This window comes from Sphingobacterium shayense (assembly GCF_013179575.1).
Taxonomy (GTDB): Bacteria; Bacteroidota; Bacteroidia; order Sphingobacteriales; family Sphingobacteriaceae; genus Sphingobacterium; species Sphingobacterium shayense.
Map to the genome: position 1 here is coordinate 1 of NZ_JABMCQ010000033.1, position 22,545 is coordinate 22,545.

The 22,545-nt window shown below is 38.5% G+C and carries 20 protein-coding genes and 1 tRNA gene; 12 read left to right on the plus strand and 9 right to left on the minus strand.

Annotated features, from left to right (window positions below; translation table 11 throughout):
- A partial coding sequence (locus HP439_RS06045; RefSeq protein ID WP_172389449.1) for a RecQ family ATP-dependent DNA helicase occupies positions 1–1,126 on the plus strand: 1,126 nt, incomplete at its 5' end.
- A gap of 111 nt (positions 1,127–1,237) precedes the next feature.
- Positions 1,238–1,906, plus strand: a complete 669-nt coding sequence (locus tag HP439_RS06050) for a sterol desaturase family protein (protein ID WP_246229273.1) — start codon at positions 1,238–1,240, stop codon at positions 1,904–1,906.
- A gap of 35 nt (positions 1,907–1,941) precedes the next feature.
- On the opposite strand, the gene HP439_RS06055 is transcribed toward HP439_RS06050, so the two are convergent.
- A complete protein-coding gene (locus HP439_RS06055) occupies positions 1,942–2,988 on the minus strand; it encodes a 3-oxoacyl-ACP synthase III family protein (protein ID WP_172389450.1) in 1,047 nt (348 codons plus the stop codon).
- A gap of 350 nt (positions 2,989–3,338) precedes the next feature.
- Here HP439_RS06055 and HP439_RS06060 point away from each other — a divergent pair, with 350 nt between their 5' ends.
- The 3 genes from HP439_RS06060 (at position 3,339) to HP439_RS06070 (ending at position 7,022) form a co-directional block, all read left to right on the plus strand.
- Positions 3,339–3,620 (plus strand): ATP-dependent Clp protease adaptor ClpS, encoded by a 282-nt coding sequence (locus HP439_RS06060; RefSeq protein WP_172389451.1) that lies wholly within the window; start codon positions 3,339–3,341, stop codon positions 3,618–3,620.
- Between the two features lie 124 nt (positions 3,621–3,744).
- Complete coding sequence (locus tag HP439_RS06065; protein ID WP_172389452.1) at positions 3,745–6,153, plus strand: TonB-dependent receptor; 2,409 nt, start codon at positions 3,745–3,747, stop codon at positions 6,151–6,153.
- A gap of 53 nt (positions 6,154–6,206) precedes the next feature.
- A complete protein-coding gene (locus HP439_RS06070) occupies positions 6,207–7,022 on the plus strand; it encodes a 3-keto-disaccharide hydrolase (protein WP_172389453.1) in 816 nt (271 codons plus the stop codon).
- Positions 7,023–7,089: 67 nt separating this feature from the next.
- Here HP439_RS06070 and HP439_RS06075 read toward each other — a convergent pair whose 3' ends face one another.
- Positions 7,090–7,791, minus strand: a complete 702-nt coding sequence (locus HP439_RS06075) for a YjjG family noncanonical pyrimidine nucleotidase (protein WP_172389454.1) — start codon at positions 7,789–7,791, stop codon at positions 7,090–7,092.
- 104 nt (positions 7,792–7,895) lie between these two features.
- On the opposite strand from HP439_RS06075, the gene HP439_RS06080 reads away from it, so the two are divergent.
- From HP439_RS06080 to HP439_RS06105, 6 genes are read left to right on the plus strand one after another with little or no spacing between them, the layout of a single operon-like run.
- Complete coding sequence (locus HP439_RS06080; protein WP_172389455.1) at positions 7,896–8,774, plus strand: sensor histidine kinase; 879 nt, start codon at positions 7,896–7,898, stop codon at positions 8,772–8,774.
- Positions 8,764–9,474, plus strand: coding sequence for a response regulator transcription factor (locus HP439_RS06085; RefSeq protein ID WP_172389456.1), 711 nt, complete (start codon positions 8,764–8,766; stop codon positions 9,472–9,474). The genes HP439_RS06080 and HP439_RS06085 overlap by 11 nt, the downstream gene beginning before the upstream one ends.
- Before the next feature lie 9 nt (positions 9,475–9,483).
- Entirely contained in the window at positions 9,484–10,002 is a 519-nt protein-coding gene (locus HP439_RS06090) for a hypothetical protein (RefSeq protein WP_172389457.1), read from the plus strand.
- Entirely contained in the window at positions 9,999–11,033 is a 1,035-nt protein-coding gene (hemE, locus tag HP439_RS06095; RefSeq protein WP_172389458.1) for a uroporphyrinogen decarboxylase, read from the plus strand. Before HP439_RS06090 ends, hemE begins: the two co-directional genes overlap by 4 nt.
- 54 nt (positions 11,034–11,087) lie before the next feature.
- Complete coding sequence (locus tag HP439_RS06100) at positions 11,088–11,639, plus strand: CopD family protein (protein ID WP_172389459.1); 552 nt, start codon at positions 11,088–11,090, stop codon at positions 11,637–11,639.
- 9 nt (positions 11,640–11,648) lie between these two features.
- Positions 11,649–12,155 (plus strand): hypothetical protein, encoded by a 507-nt coding sequence (locus HP439_RS06105; RefSeq protein WP_172389460.1) that lies wholly within the window; start codon positions 11,649–11,651, stop codon positions 12,153–12,155.
- Positions 12,156–12,167: 12 nt separating this feature from the next.
- Here HP439_RS06105 and HP439_RS06110 read toward each other — a convergent pair whose 3' ends face one another.
- The 4 genes from HP439_RS06110 to HP439_RS06125 form a co-directional block, all read right to left on the minus strand.
- Positions 12,168–13,601: an NAD-dependent succinate-semialdehyde dehydrogenase gene (locus HP439_RS06110; protein ID WP_172389461.1), complete on the minus strand. Its 1,434-nt coding sequence runs from the start codon at positions 13,599–13,601 to the stop codon at positions 12,168–12,170.
- A 287-nt stretch (positions 13,602–13,888) separates the two neighbouring features.
- Positions 13,889–15,103 (minus strand): bifunctional 3,4-dihydroxy-2-butanone-4-phosphate synthase/GTP cyclohydrolase II, encoded by a 1,215-nt coding sequence (locus tag HP439_RS06115; protein WP_172389462.1) that lies wholly within the window; start codon positions 15,101–15,103, stop codon positions 13,889–13,891.
- 75 nt (positions 15,104–15,178) lie between these two features.
- Entirely contained in the window at positions 15,179–16,639 is a 1,461-nt protein-coding gene (locus HP439_RS06120) for an LptF/LptG family permease (RefSeq protein ID WP_172389463.1), read from the minus strand.
- 131 nt (positions 16,640–16,770) lie between these two features.
- Entirely contained in the window at positions 16,771–17,148 is a 378-nt protein-coding gene (locus HP439_RS06125) for an START-like domain-containing protein (RefSeq protein WP_172389464.1), read from the minus strand.
- 568 nt (positions 17,149–17,716) lie between these two features.
- Between HP439_RS06125 and HP439_RS06130 the strand changes: the two genes are divergently transcribed.
- Positions 17,717–17,790 (plus strand) — tRNA-Met (locus HP439_RS06130).
- A gap of 401 nt (positions 17,791–18,191) precedes the next feature.
- Here the strand turns inward: HP439_RS06130 and HP439_RS06135 are convergent.
- From HP439_RS06135 to HP439_RS06145, 3 genes are read right to left on the minus strand one after another with little or no spacing between them, the layout of a single operon-like run.
- Positions 18,192–19,352: a sialidase family protein gene (locus tag HP439_RS06135; protein ID WP_172389465.1), complete on the minus strand. Its 1,161-nt coding sequence runs from the start codon at positions 19,350–19,352 to the stop codon at positions 18,192–18,194.
- A 12-nt stretch (positions 19,353–19,364) separates the two neighbouring features.
- Positions 19,365–21,314: a family 20 glycosylhydrolase gene (locus HP439_RS06140; protein WP_172389466.1), complete on the minus strand. Its 1,950-nt coding sequence runs from the start codon at positions 21,312–21,314 to the stop codon at positions 19,365–19,367.
- 52 nt (positions 21,315–21,366) lie between these two features.
- Positions 21,367–22,545, minus strand: a complete 1,179-nt coding sequence (locus HP439_RS06145) for an AGE family epimerase/isomerase (protein ID WP_172389467.1) — start codon at positions 22,543–22,545, stop codon at positions 21,367–21,369.

Sequence of the window (22,545 nt, forward strand, 5' to 3'; positions counted from 1 at the left end):
AGGGCTTTTAGCTTCTGTACGCTCTAAAAAGCAAGACGATTGGATGGAAAATAGGACTCGAGTTATTGTTGCAACGAATGCCTTTGGAATGGGAATCGATAAACCGGATGTGCGTTTTGTTTTGCATTTGGACGTTCCGGAAACACTAGAAGCATACTATCAGGAAGCCGGTCGAGCAGGTCGTGACGGTAAGAAAGCATATGCTGTAATGATGTATAAGCAAGAGGATAGAGATAAGTTAATGCGCTACTTTGAAGCTAGTTTTCCTACTGTTGCGTTTATACAGCAGGTTTATCATCAACTGGCAAATTATTTTCAGATTGCTTATGGGGCAGGAAAAGGCGTAGTATCATCGTTTGATATCGTCGAATTTACCAACCGATATAGTTTTGATCTTCTTTCTGTCATAGGTGCAATTAAATTTCTTGAACGTGATGGATGGATTGCTGTATCGGAACCTGCAGTGTTACCCTCGCGGATAAAGTTTGAGGTCGATAGTCAGGAGCTATATAAATTTCAAGTTCAGTCGGCAAAATATGATCCGCTTGTGAAATATTTATTACGAAATCATGGTGGACTCTTCGAGTATTTTATTGCGATAGATGAATACGATATCGCACGTAAATTAAAAATATCTTACGATGCTGTATTGGAGTTGTTCCATGGTCTGGTAAAACTAGAAATAGCATCTTATTTACCAAAGACAGACTCTCCCCAATTGGAGTTTTTACAGCCTCGTGTCGATTATAAAAACCTTTTTGTTGATACTGCATTCATATTTGAAAGGAAACATATTAAAAATGAGCAATTAAATAGCTTGTTCAAATATTTGGACGATACGAATTGTCGAAGTATCGCTTTGCAAAGTTATTTTGGTGAAATCGACGAATTATTATGTGGCGTTTGTGATATTTGTATGAAAAGGATACATTTTAAACAAGTGGAAATCAAATTAATAGAGGTGATTAAAAATTTATTGTTGGTTGAGCCAAAATCTCAAAATGACCTGATGCGGTCTCTAAACGAAATAAAACGAGAGCATAAACTAGCTGTGATTAGCAGACTAGTGGAATCGAAGCAGATCGTTCTTAAAGACAACATGTATTTTTGGAATACGACGTTCTAGCAACCTGCTTGTCGATTTTTTTGACAATGCGATGAAAAAGTTCAAAAAGTAAAGGTTTGTATCTATTTCAATACTTGTTACCTTTGAATTCAAATCAGATACTTTTAGGTTATGGCAAAAAAGTTATATGTTTCGAATTCCACGGAATCTTCTCGAATGTTTAAAAATGATTTTCTAGAGTCATTGACGAAAATACATTACAGCGTTCCATTGATTTTTTGGATTCCTGTTATCTGCTATTTTGTATATAAAGCACATATAATAGGCGAACTAAGCTCGGGAAAAGTAGCGTTGTATTTCTTTTACGGTTTAGCTTTCTGGACCCTCGCTGAGTATATTTTACATCGTTGGGTGTTTCATTTTGAACCTCGTTCTAACTGGGGGAAGCGTATTCATTTTATCTTTCACGGGGTACACCATGACTATCCTAAAGATCGTTTACGATTAGTGATGCCTTTATCTGCGAGTATCCCGATGGCCGCAATAATATACGGAATTTTTAGTATCTTCTTTGGAGAGTATACGTTATCGGGCTTTTTCGCTGGATTTCTGTTGGGCTACTTGATTTATGACGAGTCCCATTATGCTATGCATCACGCTAATTTTAAATCAGGCTTGTTTAAGAGAATTAAAGATCACCATATGTTACATCATTATTCTGATCCTGAACGTGGATTTGGTGTTAGTTCGGGAATATGGGATGTAATCTTTGGTTCAGGATTTTTAAAGAAAGAGAAAAGCCATAGAAGTAAAGAAGAAAGTAAAAATACGCAAAACTAAACTACCCACCACCATAAATATCGTTTAGTTTTAACTTACCAGCGTATTAAAACGGACCCCCAAGTGAACCCGGCTCCGAATGCTGCTAGACATATCAAGTCTCCATCTTTTATTTTTCCCTCTCGGTATGCTTCACTAAGTGCTATAGGAACTGATGCAGCTGTCGTGTTTCCATATTTCTGAATATTGTTAAATACTTGTTCGTCGGACAACTTAAGTGTTTTTTGTATAAATTGAGATATCCGCAAGTTTGCCTGATGAGGGATCAATAGCGTAATATCTGACGATTTTAAGCTGTTTTTCTCTAACGCTTCGTAGATAACTTCCGGAAACTTAATCACTGCTTTTTTAAAAACGGCCTGTCCATCCATATACGGAAAAGCTGTACCATTGTTTAGCATTTCAGTCGTCATCAGCATCCCACCAAGTTCCTGATCTGGCCATTCTGGCTTTTCCTCTAGCCATAGGCCTCCCGATGAGCCAGGGTAATACATGGCAAGTTTTTCAGCCTCTGTGCCATCAGAATGAAGATGGGTGCTTAATATCCCTTTTTTGACATCGGTAGATGGTTGAAGTACTACCGCACCAGCACCGTCACCAAAAATTACGGACACATTTCTACCTCTCGTCGAATAGTCAAGCGCGAAAGAATGTTTTTCTGAGCCGACAACAAGGATATTTTTGTACATGCCCGTTTTTATGAATTGGTCTGCTACAGATAATGCATATATAAAACCAGAGCACTGATTGCGGATATCAAGCGCACCGATTTCTTTCATTCCCATTTCACGCTGGAGAAGTACACCACATCCTGGGAAATAGTAATCAGGGGATAAAGTCGCGAAGACGATAAAGTCGATGTCTTGGGCGGTGGTACCGGCCTTTTCAATTGCAATTCTCGATGCTTGGACTGCCATTGTAGTGGTCGTTTCTGTTATTCTATCGGCATAACGTCTTTCTTTGATCCCGGTACGCTCTGTAATCCATTCATCGCTAGTGTCCATAAATCTTGTAAGATCGTCGTTCGAATAGATGTTTTCCGGAACATAATGACCTATCCCTGCTATCTTTGAATTAAACATGTTTTGTTATTTAATGTGTTTGACCATAAGTATATATCGAGTTTTTTTATCTCTTGCGATTAAAACGTTCCATACCCGCTGGTTTATTGTCAAAAATACATATTATGGACGCGCAATTAGTTATAAATATTGTAACTTTTCGTTTTTTCAGGAAATGGAGATGCGAGTAACTTTTTATAAAACGAAGTGTAAAATCCACCTATTGTTTAGTTTGGAAGTCAGCTCCTACTTAAAGTTTTGTAAAATAAATACTCAATTTAAGAACTGTCACTTGGGCCTCGTGGCGTGCGCAAATTTGAAAGGGGTAATTTAGGGTTTTCTAAAATTTAAAAATTGACTATTTTTGTTAAATGAGTGTAGAAACTGAACAAGAGACTTTCACGCTAGCAGAAATTTTAGCGGTTGCACGCGATTCCAATCGTTTGATTTTGTGGAATGATGAAACTAATACGTTTGATCATGTCATCCGCTGTTTGATGCATCATCTTCAATATTCTGAATCTGAATCTGAGCGGATTGCTTGGGAAGTACATAATAAAGGTAAATGCATTGTACTTGAAGGTACCTACACGGAGGTCGAAGTGTATAGAAAAATACTTAAGTCAGAGGGTTTGACGGTATCGACCGAGTAATGATATATACGTAATAATGCAGTTACGATACAGCTAAAACTATTTAATTTTGGTTGCTTTGTGAAACATTTATTTTTTCCACATGCTTTCAACTATAAATTTAAGAGTATTTATTTTCTGTTTTATGTCGCCGTTGTTTCTGTTAGCACAAAAAAGCACCATTAATGCTATCGTTGTTGACGCAGTAACAAATGAACCCGTTATTGGAGCCAGCGCTTCCTTATTAAGACAATCTGATAAAACGTTTGTACTAGGGGCGCAAAGTGATATTCAAGGAAAGCTTTTGTTCTCCGAGGTTGCAGTTGGGAGTTACGCCTTGCGAATTACTTATGTAGGAATGCAGGATATTATTCGTGAAAGCATTGAAATTACGGAGACCGAGAATCTAAATTTAGGTGTTATCAAGCTAACTTCTGATGGAAAGGTCATACAAGAAGTGGTTGTTGAAGGGCGAGCGCCGGCAATGAAACTAGGTATCGATAAAAAGGTATTTGATGCTTCTCAAAGTTTGGTGAGTGCGGGCGGTTCGGCAACCGACCTTCTGCAGAATGTTCCGACAATCCAGGTTGATATGGACGGTTCTGTTAATCTGAGAGGCTCCTCAAATGTTAAAATTTTGATAGACGGAAAGGAATCCGCTATGGCTGGAAGTGATGTGAATTCCCTCCTTCAATCATTGCCAGCAAATGCAATAGACAAAGTAGAGATTATCACTAACCCTTCGTCGAAATATGATGCCGAAGGTCAATCGGGAATTATCAACATTATTTTAAAGAAGAATATTCGTACTGGGTTGAATGGCAACGTAACGTTGTCTGGGGGATCCTATAATAATTACATGGCGGGTGTCACACTAAACTATCGCGACCGAAAATTTAATTATTTCGGGAGTTACAATTTTAATCGTCGCCATAGTGTTGGATCTGGGCTGCGAGATAATTATTATTTAAATAATAATAGCCAGATTAATAACTCGGAGGAAAGTTTTAGAAAGGGGATTAATAACACTATTAGTCTAGGCGCTGATTATTTTATTAACGATAAAACTACTATCGGTGTTTCTGGAGATATTAGTATTCGCGATAACAATCGCGGCGAAGATTTGGTTTATACATATTTTAATCATCCTGAACTTTCTGGTACCAGTACAAGATTAAATAGACAAGAAGAAAGTGACTTAGGATATGATTTAAATCTTGATTTTACCCGAAAGTTTCATAAAGTTGGTCATGAGTTGACGGCTAATTTCAGCTATGGCAAAGATACAGAGGATGGAATAAATAATTTTACGCAGGATTATACGGCTAATATTCCGACAAGCGGTCGTATAAATAATACCAGCGAAGATGGAACACTAATCAATATGCAGGTCGATTATGTCCTTCCTTTTTCTGATGAACACAAGTTCGAGGCAGGTTATCGTACTTTTATTAGAAAATCATTTGACACTCAATTTTCAGACACTTTAGATACCGAAGATGGTTTGTATTATCCGGATTATTCAATTAGCAATGATTTTGATATGACTAACTCAGTGCATGCAGCGTATTTCAATTATCAAAATAGATTGTCGAACAGAATTGGGTATCAAATTGGTTTACGTGCAGAGCAGACAGACCTTACGACGGTATATTATGCAAAAGACCCGTCCTTACCGGCTAACGAACTGGCGACTGAAGGAGGGTTAGATTATTTCCGGCTTTATCCTAGCTTATTTCTGACTTATGATGTTGGACAAGATGGGGATAAGGTGCAGCTAAGTTACACCCGTAGGGTGGAACGTCCTCGAGGGTGGCAGGTAAATCCATTTCCTGATGTGTCAGACGAAATGAATCGACGCCAAGGGAACCCAGATTTGTTACCGGAAGATATCCATTCACTAGAGGCAAGTTTTGCTAAGAGCTACAGTCGATGGAATTTTATATCTACTGCATATTATCGCCGGATGAACGATGTGATGCAGCCATATATCTATTTTGTCGACGATCGAAGTGTCACTTATAGTAAATGGGAAAACTTGACAAACTCTAATGTAGCAGGTCTTGAGCTAATTGCCAAAGTAAACATCAAAAACTGGTGGGATGTTACTTGGAATGGAAATTTATTCTATAATAAATACGAAGGGAATTCCGAATTTAATATAGAAGAACAAGAAGGGGTCAACTGGAACACAAATGTCAATACAAATTTGAGATTTCCAAACTCATGGTCGATGCAGCTAAGAGGAGATTACCGTGCCCCACGGGTTATGGCACAAGGAAAAATGAAATCTATGACGGGGGTCGATGTGGCTGTTAAAAAGGAATTTATGAATAAGAGAGCTAATCTGTCATTAAACGTGAGGGATGTATTTGATACACGACGTTTTGGCGCGACTACTGAAACGCCACAGATTAGATCAACTTTTGAACACCGCTGGATGAAACGTATGTTCACCTTGTCATTTTCTTACCGTTTTGGTTTTCAAGATCTAAATAAAAAGCGCGATAATAATAGCCAAGGTGGGGAAGAAGATATGGGAGGTGGTTTTTAAAAACTGGTTAAATTTACTACCTTTAACACACAACTAAACTTAAGATTGAAACAATGGAAAAAAAATTTATGAGCATTATGGGTGCTGCATTGGTATTTGCGATGACTTCTTGTAACACACAAAAGGTTAACAAGACAACGACTCCTATTCCTGACTACGAGATAAGTCAACTTCCCAAAGTGAATGTTAAATCATTTAAGAAAAATGCTGATGGTGCCTACGTATTATTTGATGGTAGCTCGTTAGAGGGATGGAGAGGATATAATAAAGCGAATGTACCAGCAAAATGGGCTATCGACGGAGAAACCCTAAAATTTTCCGCGAGTCCTGCAGGAAAGCCTGATGCGGACGGCGGTGATATTATTTTTGCGTACGATTTTAAGAATTTCGAATTAGAGTTTGAATGGAAAATTTCAGAAGGAGGGAATTCAGGTGTGTTTTTTCTTGCTAAAGAAGTTAAAGATCAACCGATCTATATATCTAGTCCGGAGTATCAATTGTTAGATAATGAGAATCATCCGGATGCAAAAATGGGTGTAGACGGTAACCGTAAGTCGGGGTCACTTTACGATATGATTCCTGCGAAGCCGCAGAATGGTAACCCTGCCGGGCAGTGGAATAAAGCAAAAATCGTAGTTAATAAAGGGAAAGTTACGCATTACCAAAATGACGTAAAAGTCGTTGAATATGAATTTTGGACTCCAGAATGGAAAGAACTGATACAATCAAGTAAGTTTAGTGAAACCAAATGGCCTTTAGCATTTAAACTTTTAACTGAGGTCGGCGGTAAATCAAAATCTGGTGTAATTGGTTTCCAAGACCACGGGAATGATGTTTGGTTAAAAAATGTTACTGTAAAGGTACTTTAAAACCCTTTGCTGAGATACAAACGACCTGCTTCGAACAGAAGCGGGTCGTTTGTGTATATACAGTTTTTTAAAACAGCGATTGAAGTTCCTTCAAATCGGTAATCATATGTTTTACATCCGTCGGTCTTTGAGCACCCACCGCATTAAAATAAATTGCGTCAATGCCAGCATTTTGTGCACCTCGGACATCGGCATCTATGCTATCACCTATCATTACGGCATTTTCAGTCCGTGTATTTCCATTATTGATAGCATATTGAAATATCTTTGGGTTCGGTTTGTTCACCCCGATAACTTCAGAAATTACTATTGTCTGGAAATACGGACGCAGCTTACAATGATTTAGTTTCATTTCACAAGCTTCTCGAAATCCGTTGGATATTAGGTGAAGATTGTATTTAGAATGTAAATAAGCTAAGGTTTCATGTGCATGGGGGAACAGATTCGTTTTGGTGGGGCAGATTGCGAGATAATCTTGTTCGAATTTCCAGGGAAACGTTTTTGGATCAATACCAAGTTGCTGAAATGTATCCTCAAACCTAGCTCTGCGCAATGTTTGTTTATCTATTTGTTCGTGATGGTAAAGATTCCAGAGCCGATGATTGTTCATCGTATAAGTTTCAATAAATTTATCCGAGTTTGATTCTCCCGTAAGATCGCCGAACTGGTATTTCCCATAGAGCTCATGAAGGGTCTCACGTGCGTTGAGGTCGAAGTCCCAAATTGTATGATCTAGATCAAAAAAAATATCCTTTTTAGCTGAAAACATATACAAATATAGACAATGGATCTTCGTATTAGTGTCAAAATTGGCGTAGTATTTCCTTTGAGGTCAACAAATAGTTATTTTTGTGTATATTGATAATTCTTGCGATGAGGAGAGCACTTGTATTGTTTTATTTCTTGGTATTCTATGCAGTGATGCAGCTGTTCTGGTGGGGATACTTACTCGTAAATTACGAACCAGAACGCAAAGGTATGATCATAGGCGAGGGAGTTTTTTTTCTCCTTATTTTTATTTGGGGAGCACTGCGTTTGAAAAAACTTTTTACGAGAGAACACAAGCAACAACAACAACAACAAAACTTTTTACTTTCAGTAACGCATGAATTGAAATCTCCATTAGCATCTGTAAAATTATATATTCAGACGATCATGAAGCGTGATCTAAACCGCGAGCAACAACAGATGTTTCTTTCGAACTCGCTCAAGGATATCGAAAGATTAGATTACCTGGTGGAGAACGTCCTTTTAACAACAAAATTAGAAAATAATCGGTTTAGTCTTCCTAAAGAGGATTTTAACTTTTCGGATGTGGTGAATGACGTAATAGGGCGTTTGCAAAAGAATTTTTGCAGTACGCAAATTATTGAACCAGATTTAGACAGCCACGTGATTATTCATGCTGATAAGTTTGCTATAACGAATGTTGTTAATAATTTAGTGGAAAATGCAATTAAATATTCTCCGCCGTGCGCAAAAGTTAATGTGGTGCTGAAAAGAAAAGAGGAGGGAAAGTTGATGTTCTCTGTATCCGATCATGGCTCTGGTATATCTGAAAACGAAAAAAAGCTTATTTTTAATAAATTTTATCGCGTAGGGAATGAGTCCACACGTAAAACCAAAGGAACTGGTTTAGGGTTGTACATTGTGAAGACCGTCCTGCAAAAGCATAATGCAACCATTAAGGTTAAAGATAACACTCCGTCAGGGAGTATTTTTGAAGTAACATTTGAAAACTATGCAAATTAAACAACGTATACTGTTAGTAGAAGACGAAGAGCATCTGTTGGAGGCTATTAAATTAAATCTTGAACTTGAAGGTTATCGCGTCACAACGGCGACCGATGGGAAGAAGGCGCTCAAGAGGTTTAAAGAGGAACGCTTTAATCTGGTAATTCTAGATGTGATGATTCCCGAAATTGATGGCTTTCAAGTTGCGGAAACGATACGTCTGCAGAATACTGAAGTTCCCATCATGTTTTTAACAGCGAAAAATAGTAGCGAGGATCGCATTACAGGATTGAAGAAAGGAGCAGATGACTATCTCGTGAAACCTTTTAATTTGGAAGAACTGATCCTGCGCGTAGGAAATTTGATCCGTCGTGGACTTAAATCAGATGATCTTAAGGAATTTAATTCCTATACTATCGGCGACAAGACTATCTATTTTAATTCTTTTGAACTTCATCAAAACGATGGTACGATCACTTCTTTAACAAAGAAGGAAACGATGCTACTAAAATTGCTAATCGAACGGAAAAATGAAGCTGTTTCGCGCGAGCAAATATTGGAAACTGTTTGGAATTACGACGTGTATCCATCAACGCGAACGATTGATAATTTTATTTTGACATTTCGTAAATATTTCGAGCCCGATCAAAAGCATCCTGTGTATTTTCATTCGATACGCGGGGTGGGATATAAATTTACGGATACACCGTCATCGTAAAACAGCTTCATGAATACTAAGTCAAGAACGATTGTAATTGCAATAGCAACGGCGTTTCTTCTTTATGCTCTATATGCGGGGCATTATAATATAGCTGTCTATATCTTGGGTGGTATTGGCTATATAGTATGGACGCATTTTCGCGATGGCACCGTATTTCTAGCGACTCAAGCATTTCATAAGCAAGATTACGGTAAGACTAAGGAGCTTTTGGAAGAAATTAAGAATCCAGATAAACTTCGCAAAGGTTGTCGTAATTATTATGAGTTCATGATGGGGAATATCGCATTGAAGGAAGATCGGGTTGATGAGGCCGAATATCATTTTCAACTTGCTTCACGGCTGCCATGGAAGCGAGATACGGAAAAAGGATTTGTACTCATTAACCTTGCAAACATAAGTTTACGTAAGAAAAACTATGATAGAGTACAGCCCTATTTGGATTTAGCAAAAAAGCTCAAGCTAACCGTGCGACAGTTAGGTATAATAGAGAAAATAGAAGTGGAATTAAATAAAGTAACTAAGTGAGTCAGATTTTAGAGAACGATTTATTGATTAGGGCTGCACAATCGCAGCTGACTGAAAGACCTCCAGTATGGATGATGCGTCAGGCAGGGCGTTTTATGCCTGAGTATTGGGAGATTAAGAACAAATACAGTTTCTTAGAGATGTGTAAAACGCCGGAGCTTGCAGCCGACGTTACTATGTTGCCAGTAGACTTATTAGGTATCGATGCCGCTATATTGTTTTCGGATATTTTGGTCACTGCCGAGGCGATGGGGGGGGATCTCTCATTTGAGCAAGGAGTTGGCCCTCGGTTTAGTAATCCCGTACGATCGAAAGGCGATGTAGACAATCTTTCTGTTGATTGCTTGGATAAACTAACCTACGTAGCAGATGCAATAAAAGTAATTCAGCAACGATTAAATGGAAAACTTCCGTTAATAGGATTTGCGGGAGCACCCTTTACAATATTAAGCTATTTAGTAGAAGGAGGGTCGTCTAAAGATTTCAAAAAAACGAAATTAATGCTTAACAATGAGCCTGAGTTAGCACATAGGATTTTGCAGAAAGTAGCGGATGTGACCATTCAATATTTAAATATGCAAATAGATGCTGGAGTGAATGCGGTTCAGCTTTTTGATAGCTGGGCGCTGGCATTGTCTTGGAATGATTATAAAGAGTTTTCTCATAAATATAATTCTTATATATTGGCTAACATTAAGCGATCCGTTCCTGTAATTTCGTTCTGTAAAGGATCATCTGTTTTTGCTCCCATTATGGCCGAAGCGAAACCAGATGTGATCTCGGTAGATTGGAATGCCGATTTAAAAAATATTAAGCAACTTCTTCCTGAAGGAATTGCGGTTCAAGGTAACTTGGATCCATTTGTTTTATATGCTGATAAAGCAGTTATACGTAGGAAGATTGTTGATCTTTTTGAGCGTATGCGCGGTGAAACAGGATTTATATTTAATCTAGGACACGGAATAATGCCTGATATCCCATTTGATAACGTGAAATATGCTATTGATGTGGTGAAAGAATTTAGATATTAAGTAAGTGGAAGGGGGTAACATAGTTTTACCCCCCCCTATATTTTTCAGTACTTTATGTTGTATCTATACGCAAAATCGTTACATATTATCTTTATGGTCTGCTGGATGGCGGGACTGTTCTATATGCCTCGATTATTTATCTATCATACCGAGGCACGGCAAAAAACTAAGGAGGAATTTGGCGTGCTACACGCACAGTTTATATTAATGGAACGTCGATTATGGTGGGTTATAGCAACTCCCGCCATGTGGATTACGATCGCTTCCGCACTAGTGATGTTATATTTATCTCCAAGTCTTTTAAGCCAGCCATGGATGCATATAAAGCTTGCTTTTGTAGTTTGCTTGATTGCCTACCATTTCAAAACTCAACATTTAATGTTTCTGCTTGCGAATGGCAGGTCAAAATGGACATCCTCACATTTACGATTATGGAATGAAGTGTCAACGATAATTCTTTTTGCTATTGTATTTTTGGTTATCTTTAGATCGGCTGTCGATTGGATCTTTGGAGTGATCGGCTTGATCGGGTTAGCTATCCTGCTGATGACTTTAATCAAAGTATATAAGCGATATAGGAAATCTAAAGGAGAGAAAGTCGATTAATTTTATATTATGAAAAATATTCTCGCGTTACTTATTCTAACGATCGTTGTCCATATGAGCTATGGACAAGATAATTCATTTGCATTAGGTTTTTACGGCGATGTACAAGCGAAAACACCATCCTATAACGGTGCTTTTGGGATACAAGCGAAGTATGATTTTGCTAAGCATTCCGGTGTTCAAGGACAGGTTTACGGGAGGAATGGCTATGTTGCAGTTGGTGCAGATTATATATTATCTATTCTCGATCGCAGCAAAACTAATTTTCGTTTATTCCTAGGAGCAGGGCTCAGCCAAGATTTTTATAAGTACAACGAAGCTGATGATAATGGAACTATCGCTGTTCCTGAATCTAAAGATAACTTTACGGTCGTTAACGGACAAACTGGTTTGGGTTATTTTTTCCCTTCTGTAAATTTATCTGTATATACTGGATATAAACTGAAATACAACACCAATTGGGAGGAGCTAGACCCTAACTATATTATGCTTGGTGTTCGTTACCACTTGTGGTAGAGATAGGGGACTTTATTTTCCATAGCACATATATTTGATCTCCAAATATTCATCGATACCATATTTTGCTCCTTCTCGGCCCACGCCGGATTGTTTTACACCGCCGAATGGAGCGGATGCATTTGAAACCATTCCCGTGTTGATCCCAATCATCCCTGATTCAATTTGCTCACTCACGCGTTGACAACGAAATATGTTGTTGGAATACATATATGCGGCTAAGCCAAATGGAGTGTTATTAGCTAATTCAATAACTTGTTCTTCTGTTTCAAATTGAAACAATGCGCATATAGGCCCGAAAGTCTCTTCTTGAGCAATTAATGCGTCTACGGGTAGGTTTGTGATTACAGTAGGGCTGTAAAATAGATCACTGATGACTTTGCCGCCAGTCAGAATCTTAGCGCCTCGATTCATAGCGTCTGCGACATGCTCTTGTACTTTATCTATGCCATCTTGATTTATAAGTGGTCCCACCTGTGTACTTTTTTTCATCCCATCACCGACTTTGAGTTTCTTAACTTCAATGGTTAGTTTCCTTGCGAATTCAGCATATACGCTTTTTTGTACATAAAACCGGTTCACTGCAACACAGGTTTGCCCGGCATTTCGAAATTTTCCGGCTATTGCTCCTTGAACCGCTTTATCGATGTCAGCATCATCGAAAACAATAAATGGTGCGTTTCCTCCCAGTTCCATTGAAACACGCTTTATAGTCCCTGCTGCTTGACTCATTAACTTGCTTCCTACAGAGGTTGATCCTGTGAAAGATATTTTACGCACGATAGGATTTGTTGCCAGTTCTCGCCCCAAACCTATGCTGTCTTTTGAAGTAATTACGTTCAAAACCCCTACCGGGAGTTTTGCAAGTTGGGCGATCTTCGCCAATGCTAGAGCAGTGAAAGGAGTTTGCGATGCTGGTTTTAGGATGATTGTGCAGCCAGCTACTAATGCGGGAGCTACTTTTCTAGTTATCATTGCTAATGGGAAATTCCAAGGTGTAATCGCAGCTATAACACCTATGGGTTGTTTTATTGTAGCTAAACGTGTTGCTCCATTCATTGAAGGGATGGTTTCTCCATAAGTTCGTTTACCTTCTTCTGCGAACCATTCCATGAAGGAGTTTGCGTAATCAACCTCAACAAAGGATTCTTGTATCGGTTTCCCACATTCCATTGTCATGATTTCTGCAAACTCTTGTTTATGTTCATTAATTAAATCGAATATTCTTCGCACGTAATTTGATCGTTCACCAAGGGATGTATTACGCCAACTTTGCAACGCTTGATTAGCAGCGTCTATCGCATTTGTACAGTCTTCCACGGTCAAGTTGGCCACGGATCCCACGGGTTTGAGTGTAGCAGGATTAATTACCGTAAACGTTGATTTTCGTTTAACGAATTTTCCGTTTATATAGGCGCAGTTTTCAAGAAATAGTTTATTGTTCATTATGATCGTCCTTTCGATATGAGAGCCATTTATTTGAATTGATCGTAGACTTTAAGTATTTGACTCTTTTAGCCTCTGGTTGGCGGTCATTCTACAAATCGCATTTCATTGTTAAAGTTAAGATTTATGAATTAGAAATCCCAAATGATCCGTACAGTGATGTATAAGGTAACGAAAAGTCAGATCTTACGGTATTTTATATTATATTCAAATATCAAAACTAAGTATTTTAATAGCTTACAAAAAAGCGCCATTCCTGTGTTTAAATGTGAATGGCGCTTTAACGATTATAGATTTTTTAAAATAGAATGACCCATTTTATCTCGTTTTGTTTTCAGATATTCCTCATTATAAGGATTTGGACTGATTTCGATAGGAACGTTTTCGATGATTTCCAAACCGTAACCGACTAAACCAGCACGTTTGGTTGGATTGTTTGAGAGCAAACGCATTTTTGTTACACCCAAGTGTCGCAAGATTTGCGCACCTACACCGTAATCGCGAAGATCAGCTTTAAATCCTAACTGGATATTAGCGTCCACTGTGTCGACCCCGTTTTCCTGTAATTTGTATGCGCGTAATTTGTTGATTAGCCCAATACCTCTTCCCTCTTGGTTCATATACACGACAATTCCCTTTCCTTCTTTGTCAATCATCTCCATTGCTTTATGAAGTTGCGGACCACAATCGCAACGACATGACCCGAAAATATCCCCAGTAATACAAGAGCTGTGTACACGAACTAAAACAGGCTCATCTTCATTCCATTCTCCCTTATACAATGCAAGATGTTGTTCGCCTGTGTTTTTTTGGGTAAATGCTTTAAGTTTAAAGTCTCCCCATTGTGTGGGCATCGAAACAGTTTCTTCTTCTTGAATCAATGAATCGTGCTTTAATCTGTATTCGATTAAATCTTCAATACTTACGATTTTTAAATCGAAACGCTTTGCTACTTCCATTAAGTCAGGCAATCTGGCCATCTCGCCATCGTCTTTAAGAATCTCAACTAGTACGCCTGCAGGTTCGAAACCTGCTAATCGTGCTAAATCGACGGATGCTTCAGTGTGTCCAGTACGGCGTAAAACCCCCCCGTCCTTCGCTATTAAGGGGAAGATATGTCCTGGGCGTCCCAATTCTTCAGGTTGAATATTTGGGTCGATTAATGCTTTGATGGTTTTGGATCTGTCTGATGCAGATATACCTGTGGTACATCCATATCCTTGTAGATCCACAGACACTGTGAAATTTGTTTCATATACTGCGGTGTTCTGTCCGACCATTAAGTCGAGGTGTAGTTCCTCGCAACGCTCTTGGGTGAGCGGTGCGCACACCAAACCACGCCCATGTGTAGCCATGAAATTGATTATTTCTGGTGTCGCGTTTCTTGCTGCGGTTACAAAGTCACCCTCGTTTTCACGATCCTCGTCATCGACTACAATAATGACTTTTCCAGCTTGAATGTCTTTTATTGCTTCTTCGATGGTATTTAATTTTATACTCATGTTGTGTTAGTCTATCGATGCAAAGGTAGCGTACTTTCCAAGTATTTGTATAATAGACTTGTCAAAAATATGCCTTTACTGTACAGATGATTTCTTCGTAAATTTAGAGATCACCCATTTCCAAGCTGCCTGTAATTTAAGTTTGTATTGTTCGACATCAAAAAGAGATGAATCAGTGGTTGCTTTATACGTTAAAAATGCGGCCAAAGGAGTTAAGACGATAATCGCCATCCACATACCTAAAATTGGTTCCAAACTACCGTCTCTTGATGCTTTTTCGGAAACCGTAGAAATGATGTGATAAATTAAGAAAAATATAATTGCGACGACGACGGGTAGTCCGAGTCCTCCTTTACGAATTATAGCGCCGAGTGGTGCTCCTATCGCGAATAAGAGTAAGCAGGAAACGGCCAAGGTAAACTTTCTATGAAACTCAATATCATATCGTATATCTTTGTCCGAGTACAATTTATATTCAGCTTCTTTCATTTCGAAAATATTGTTTAGCTGCTGAATTTGGCTCAACGTGTTACTTATAACATTTCGGCGCTTGTCTTTTGGCACATACTCTGTTAAAAAGTCTTTAAAATCTGAAACTTCAATCGGTTTTACCTTGGCGTCGTGATGATAAGGCGAAAGATAATTAATGTAATTCTTTGTTTCGTGGAATATCGTTCGTGATACACTGTCTAGCTGGATTCGATTAGAATCAGTATACAACTTTAATTGTTTTAGATTTAGCATTGAATGGTGAGATTTAAAAAGACTCTCATCGGTTCTTTTCATCTGAAAGGCACCCATATCAAATTTCTGTTCAGTTTCTTTAAAACGGAATCGCGTAAACTGTTGGCGAGGATCGTATCGTTTTGCGTTCTGTGAACGAGACTCCTGATAACGCACTCCGTCCTTGAGGCGGAGGATCATATAGTTGTTATCGGCGGAATTTTGCATAAATCCTTCTTTGGCTAAAAGGACATTGCTAGCAGTGTTGCCAGTAGTATGGTCATAGATCATCAGATCTTTTAATATCGTGCCGTCATCACTTTTGCTTTTAGCACGAATAGAATATCCGGGGATCGTATTATTAAATATACCGGGTTTAATTAAAAAGTCGGCTTTTTTGTTTCGCACATCCCATAGCAAAGAACCCATTTTTAAATTTACGACGGGGAGTATATAATCTGAAAACAGGAATGACCCACCTGCAAATAGTGTTACCAGAAAAATAAGAGGGGTCATAGCTTTACGCAAGGAATAACCCGCTGCTTTGATAGCAACCAGTTCGTAACTTTCACCTAGATTACCGAACGTCATGATCGATGAAAGCAGCATAGACAAAGGTAGTGCCATTGATAACTGTACAGCACATTGATACGCTATTAATTCCAAGAGTACATACCACTCAAAGCCTTTACCAATCAGGTCGTCGATATACTTGAACAAAAAAAGCATTAAAAGAACGAACATCACGATACAGAAACATACCACGAACGGTCTTATAAATGCTTGTAAAATTAGTAAATGTATCTTCTTCATACCTATCAGATATTATAGCGGAATATCTGGGATAAAGATACTACTTTTTCTGCATTCGTATTTTCTCAAATATTTGTGTTCAACTGATTGTAAAATCTAGTAAAAAAGCATGATTTTGGTGGATGTTTACTCTATGCACCGATTACGCTTTGTAGATATCCGATTGAATTGTTCCATATTTGTTTACGATCCTCTAAGTTGTCTTGTTTTACAAAGTCTGTGATCGCTAACGCCACGTCATTGGTAAGCTCATCTTGAATAATTTCAATTTCAAAATAATAAGGTTCGTCTTCAATCCATTTAAAACGGACAGATTTATTTTCTTTAACAGAGGCTAAACGAGCTAAATTCACTTCATCGTCCCAAATGAATTCGTAAATGCCATCTTTGAAATTCACATCGTCAGCAAACCACTGCGATAAAGCATTTGGTTCTTGGATAAATGGAAATAAAATTCGAGGCGAAGAATTTATGATGTATTCTAAATGAATTTCAATTTTTTGTTCCATACAGTTTGTTTTGGCTATTATTGTTTAAATAACAAGGACGACGTATCGTGCTGTCTGTAATAATACAATTTTATTTTGGCATTCAAAATTAAAACAAAAATAAAAAGTGATGGGGTAATTAGCTTCGAAATTATGACGGCCGTGTAAAAAAAGGACACTCGTCCCCTTTTTTGAGATAATTGAAAGCGATTAGGTAATTGTGTTAAATAAACAGGATATACTGATAAGTACATACTTTACTAGAGATTGTATAATAACACTCATGAAGCGTTTAATACAAATAAGTTGACATGTCTCTACAGAAGATATTCTTTGGCGGAGTGTTGCTGAGCGGCCGAGGAAACCTAAAACCTCCGTTGTTGACACAATTATGATTTTGAGTGTGAAGAATCTCACGAGCGTTTGTCGTAGGGTATGTCGATATTCCTCGATAGTAAAAAATGGTATACTGCGAAAATTATCGAGTTAAAAATGAGTCTATTCCATGTTTAGTGGCGAAAAAATAGGTGTAAATTTATTTTTTACCTTTGCATATTGTCGATATTTGCTATATTTGCATCACGAAAACGGCGGGGTAGCTCAGATGGTTAGAGCGCAGGATTCATAACCCTGAGGTCGGCAGTTCGATCCTGCTCCCCGCTACAAATAGGCTTCAAGGTAACTTGGAGCTTTTTTGCATTTAAGGTCTTTCAACGGAACCGAATTTGTTGCTATCGTAAACCTGTTCCAAATCAAACTATTTTCTCGTTTAAATTATTTTTCTTGGCGATATATTAGTTTGTTAGCTAGTTTAACATAAGTAGACTTCTATTTACATAGGAAGGATCAGATCAATTCTAGATATTTTATGTTTTCTGTCGTTTTTTTGTGAAGGTTGATGTTTGGCTAATGGACACGCTTAACATCCAAAGTACTTACCACCAGAATAGTATCGAATGGAGGACTTTCGTCTGAAGTAGGGTAGCGATAAGTCTTCCCCCAAACCATGATTTTGAGGGAAGATAAGAGTATTACGACTTATTAATTTTATCGTTAAAACTCGGTTATTTAATTTTTATTGGAATAAAAACAATTGTTTTATAATTGTCCTTTTCGTAAAATACACCGATGGTTTTTTTATTAAGAAGTACAATATCCGAGTAAGCAGCGTACGAACCTTTATAACCTTTAGGTGCCTTTGCGATGGTTTGATTTAAGTACCATGATTTACCGCCATCTTTTGAAAGACGTAACGTTAAATTGTCTCTATCTTTTGGATTTGCGGCATTACAAACTGCGAGAATATATTTTTTACCTTTTTTCCAAGAAAGGGTACTTCCTTGGTTTACCGGATCGGGGAGATTTTTGTCATAGAATGTCGTATCCCAAGTAACTCCTCCATCGCTTGAGTAGCTGACAATCCGTGCTCGTACGTTCCCTTGCTGGTTACGCGTGTTCATGTAAATCCCGGTATCTGAAATTTGTGCTGCCATTGTCTCGTTACCACCTTCGAAGGATATTGTTTGTGTAAGTTTAAATGTCTTTCCGTGATCGTCTGAGTAGAACGCATTTGCGAAATAATCTTTTCCTGCCTCTTTAGGGCTTCCTTCAGAATGGTTTGCAGGAACGTAGAGTCTACCTTTGTAATTCCCTGACTTAAATTGTAAAGCGTGCCCAGGTGTGTTTGCGTGGGTTCGCCAATCTTCAGCAAAATTATATTTGGTATTGACCATCGGTTGTTTCGGACGATGTACTTGTGTTGTTATATTTACCGGATCGGACCAAGTTTTGGCGCCGTCAATTGACGTGATATACCAGACCTCGCGTAATCCGTTACCTTTTCTAACTTCGTGCTCATGGTTATTTCCAGTATTGTAAAATAAGAATATTCGACCGTTCGGATATGCCGGGTCGCATTCATCAACGACTGGTGCGACGTTGCCCGCTTGAAGTTTATGATAATCTGCGGCCACCTGGATTTTTCCCCATGTTTTTCCGCGATCCTGGCTGATTTTGTATACTATATCCACGTTTCCGAAGTCTCCTGCGTGATCTACGCGCCCCTCTGAGAAGGCAACTAGGTCGCCGTTGGTGTTTTTAATAATCGCAGGGATGCGAAAACTCGCATAGCCATCTTTTCCTGATTCGAATACGGTAACTTCCTGAGCTTTTATTGTCAAAATAGCCAGCAAAGAAGCGATAGTAAGATAGATTCTTTTCTTCATATTGTTTGTAATTTAATTGCACGGAATAAACGTGAACATCCATTTTATGGGATTATCCCAAGAGTCACCTTGAAAGCTTCCAACTGGGAGTTTTACAAGAACGTCGTTCCATCCCTTTTTTAATTTAATCATTGTAGGGTCTCTAAATGTATACCCCTCATCAATAAGTGGGATCTCGAGGTCTCCCTTTATTGCTGCTTGTTTCCATACCGGTGGGGCAATATGTGTTTTGTTCACCCAAACAGCACTTTTTCGAGTATCCCAAGTCCCGAGTTCTGGAGAATTACTAGCGTAAGACCTTGACAAGTTATTAAATCCAATCCAGAAAGGTTTTTCTTGTTCACTTTCGCTCCAGATTTTCGTATAGGCATACCATGTGGTGTTTTCTTGTGGGTTGTCAATTGCACCCTTTATTACGTCATTCCACCAATGACGTAAAATCACTGTTCCGCCCCTAATATTTTTATGAACAGGGTAGGAGTCTATATTTATTTTTTTCTCGATCGGGAAAGTTGCCGCGAGATTACCTTTATTATCAAAAGGACCAATCAGGTTCCATAAAATGTCGGTCTGTTTTGTATATGGGAAAGGTTTATTAGTGAAGTATTTTTGTTTATGAATGAGTAAACGTGCTTCAAATTCTTCAAACTCTCTATATCCGCTCGAATTTGTCGGCATGATATTACAAATCCAATTTGCTTCACCTCCACCGCGCCAGATACGTTCGGCGAAAGTAATTAGAGAAGGGTAGATCGCATTTTGATAGAACATATCTTCTGCTTTTGACACAGCTCGGTCTGGCCAAGAGCATAAAGTTGCACCCAAAAGGTTGGCGTGACCTTCGTCCTGTGAGCCGATCTTTCTATGGAAAAGTGTCGTTACGGTTTCCAGAGGGTCCATGTGGTTGATATATAGATGTTTGGAATCTATATATTGTACCGATCCTCGTTGGTTAATTGCATTTGCACCCCCCATCCACAATTGACGTATCGTTTGTTCTGAGAGGTTGCTACCTGGTTCCCAACCGATTGTTTTATAGCCCAGAGTTTCTACGTAACGGGTGATTTCAGGTATAAAGTTTTTGTTGGTAATCTTTACTTCATCACCTCCAATATGTAGATATGGTAAATCGGGGTATGTTCGTGAAAATTCGTTCAGCAATCTTTTAATGTACGTTATTCCTGAATCTGTTTGCATGTCAACGCCAAAAAATCGACTGAACGCTTTGCTGTGTCCGGGCATATCAACTTCTGGAACTAACGTAATATGGCGTTCTCGACAGTAATCGATTAAAGAGCTAAATTGTTGTTCAGTATAGTATTTCCCTTTCCAGCGAGTCATATATTGAGCGTCGGTGATTTCCGGATACGCTTTACTTGCTAAGCGCCAAGCGATATCCTCAGTGAAATGCAAGTGTAATACGTTAAGTTTATATTTGGCCATCACATCGATCTGGTTCTTAATCATATCGATAGGCTGGTAATTACGGCCAACATCTAATAAAAATGCGCGCCACGCAAAGGCTGGTTTGTCCTTAATTTCACAAAATGGAATTTTATGACTTTTTATATCAAATTGCCTCAGCGTTTGTAAGCCATAAAATAAGCCCGTTTTGTCGTTAGCAGTTATGATAATACCGTCGCCATTAATCAAAAGGTGATAACTTTCGGGTTGCTGCCTATTCTGGCTATTGTTAGATCGCCTCAGCGTTAACGTCGGTATCTTATTTGTATTGTTTGACGTTTTTACCGTTAAATTTAGTTCAGAAATTATTTCTTCGGCGGCGCGATATTCTTTGTCTAGTTCGAAATCATCTCTTTGAATCTGTATACCATTACTTACATTTAGAGCTCCTTCCGTCCATACAATATCGGTGGGTAATGGGATAAATGATTGTTGAGCATTTACTTTTGTCAAAAATAAACCGCACAACAAGTAGAATATATGAATCCATATACTCATATTCCAGTTGGCTCTTGGGGACCGTATGTTAAAGATGTAGTATAGTCGCATGCTATTCCCCAATTTCGTTTTTTAAAATTGACCAACAATACCACTCTTGTCGAGGTAAATGAAAAGGACCTTTAAATAGATTCCCTTTTGCAGTTTGTGATAAGCTACCGTCGCGGTGCAAATAGCCAAACCACTCACCGTTTTGTTTATCATGAAAATGTGTGTAGGCATAGTCATGTATCATTTGATGCATTTTTGCGTATTTCTCATCTTTAGTCATAAGAAATGCCAATAATGTAGCAATAATTGCTTCATTCTGTGGCCACCAGAATTTCATATCGTGCCAGTATTCTTGTACGGGTTTATTATATACATCTCTAAAATATATGATTCCGCCATGTTCCTTGTCCCAACCACGTTCCCACATGTAGTCCAGCATTCTACAGCCTAAATTAATGAGTTGAATGTCATTTTTTCGATATATGGCTTCATGCAGAATAAACCAGGCACCTTCAATAGCGTGTCCAGGATTTAGCGTTCGACCATCGATATGATCGACAATACTACCATCTGGGGCGACTTGTTCCATTACACAGCGAATATCATCTTTTACAAACTTTTCTTCGATCTCTTTAATCCATTCTAGAATAGCTTTATCACAACGTTTGTCTCCGATTGTTTCGCGAAGTTGTTGGGCGGTATTGATCATAATCATCGGTATACCGATGCCTTTTGTGATTCTTGTATTTTCGAATTTGGGTTCCATTAGACGTTCACCGCTTGCATATTCTAAACAGACGCCGAACAATTCCCTTGCTTTCTCGGCTGCCTGTTGATCTCCTGAAGCCTTTGCATACGCGGCAAACGCGATAACTGCAAAAGTTTCGGAGAAAAAGTATCGTCGCATTCGAATAGGATTGCCCTCATTGTCAACGTGGAAATACATTTTTCCGTTGACATCGAAGCATTTATCTTTCAAGAATTCATAACCAAGTCGAGCTCCCTCAAGCCATTCTTGACGCGGCTCTACCGTGTTGTATAGGGTGGCAAGCATCCAGCACGTGCGACCTTGAATCCAAACGGCTTTATCTGAATCGATCAAAGTACCGTCAGCGTCACGCATTAAGAGATAGCCCCCATTTTCTTGATCATAAGATCGGGGAAACCAAAAAGGAATCGTGTCTTCTAAAAGTTGTTTTTTGTAAAAATCACGAAGAGTATTAAGTTTTTCTGTATTCAT

Coding starts and splice junctions, on each gene's coding strand:
- HP439_RS06135 (WP_172389465.1), bottom strand. CDS start 19,352: ATGAAGAAAAGAATCTATCTTACTATCGCTTCTTTGCTGGCTATTTTG.
- HP439_RS06065 (WP_172389452.1), top strand. CDS start 3,745: ATGTCGCCGTTGTTTCTGTTAGCACAAAAAAGCACCATTAATGCTATC.
- HP439_RS06140 (WP_172389466.1), bottom strand. CDS start 21,314: ATGAGTATATGGATTCATATATTCTACTTGTTGTGCGGTTTATTTTTG.
- HP439_RS06125 (WP_172389464.1), bottom strand. CDS start 17,148: ATGGAACAAAAAATTGAAATTCATTTAGAATACATCATAAATTCTTCG.
- HP439_RS06115 (WP_172389462.1), bottom strand. CDS start 15,103: ATGAGTATAAAATTAAATACCATCGAAGAAGCAATAAAAGACATTCAA.
- HP439_RS06110 (WP_172389461.1), bottom strand. CDS start 13,601: ATGAACAATAAACTATTTCTTGAAAACTGCGCCTATATAAACGGAAAA.
- HP439_RS06080 (WP_172389455.1), top strand. CDS start 7,896: ATGAGGAGAGCACTTGTATTGTTTTATTTCTTGGTATTCTATGCAGTG.
- HP439_RS06085 (WP_172389456.1), top strand. CDS start 8,764: ATGCAAATTAAACAACGTATACTGTTAGTAGAAGACGAAGAGCATCTG.
- HP439_RS06075 (WP_172389454.1), bottom strand. CDS start 7,791: ATGTTTTCAGCTAAAAAGGATATTTTTTTTGATCTAGATCATACAATT.
- HP439_RS06090 (WP_172389457.1), top strand. CDS start 9,484: ATGAATACTAAGTCAAGAACGATTGTAATTGCAATAGCAACGGCGTTT.
- HP439_RS06050 (WP_246229273.1), top strand. CDS start 1,238: ATGGCAAAAAAGTTATATGTTTCGAATTCCACGGAATCTTCTCGAATG.
- HP439_RS06120 (WP_172389463.1), bottom strand. CDS start 16,639: ATGAAGAAGATACATTTACTAATTTTACAAGCATTTATAAGACCGTTC.
- HP439_RS06105 (WP_172389460.1), top strand. CDS start 11,649: ATGAAAAATATTCTCGCGTTACTTATTCTAACGATCGTTGTCCATATG.
- HP439_RS06070 (WP_172389453.1), top strand. CDS start 6,207: ATGGAAAAAAAATTTATGAGCATTATGGGTGCTGCATTGGTATTTGCG.
- HP439_RS06100 (WP_172389459.1), top strand. CDS start 11,088: ATGTTGTATCTATACGCAAAATCGTTACATATTATCTTTATGGTCTGC.
- HP439_RS06145 (WP_172389467.1), bottom strand. CDS start 22,545: ATGAATACAGAAAAACTTAATACTCTTCGTGATTTTTACAAAAAACAA.
- HP439_RS06060 (WP_172389451.1), top strand. CDS start 3,339: ATGAGTGTAGAAACTGAACAAGAGACTTTCACGCTAGCAGAAATTTTA.
- HP439_RS06055 (WP_172389450.1), bottom strand. CDS start 2,988: ATGTTTAATTCAAAGATAGCAGGGATAGGTCATTATGTTCCGGAAAAC.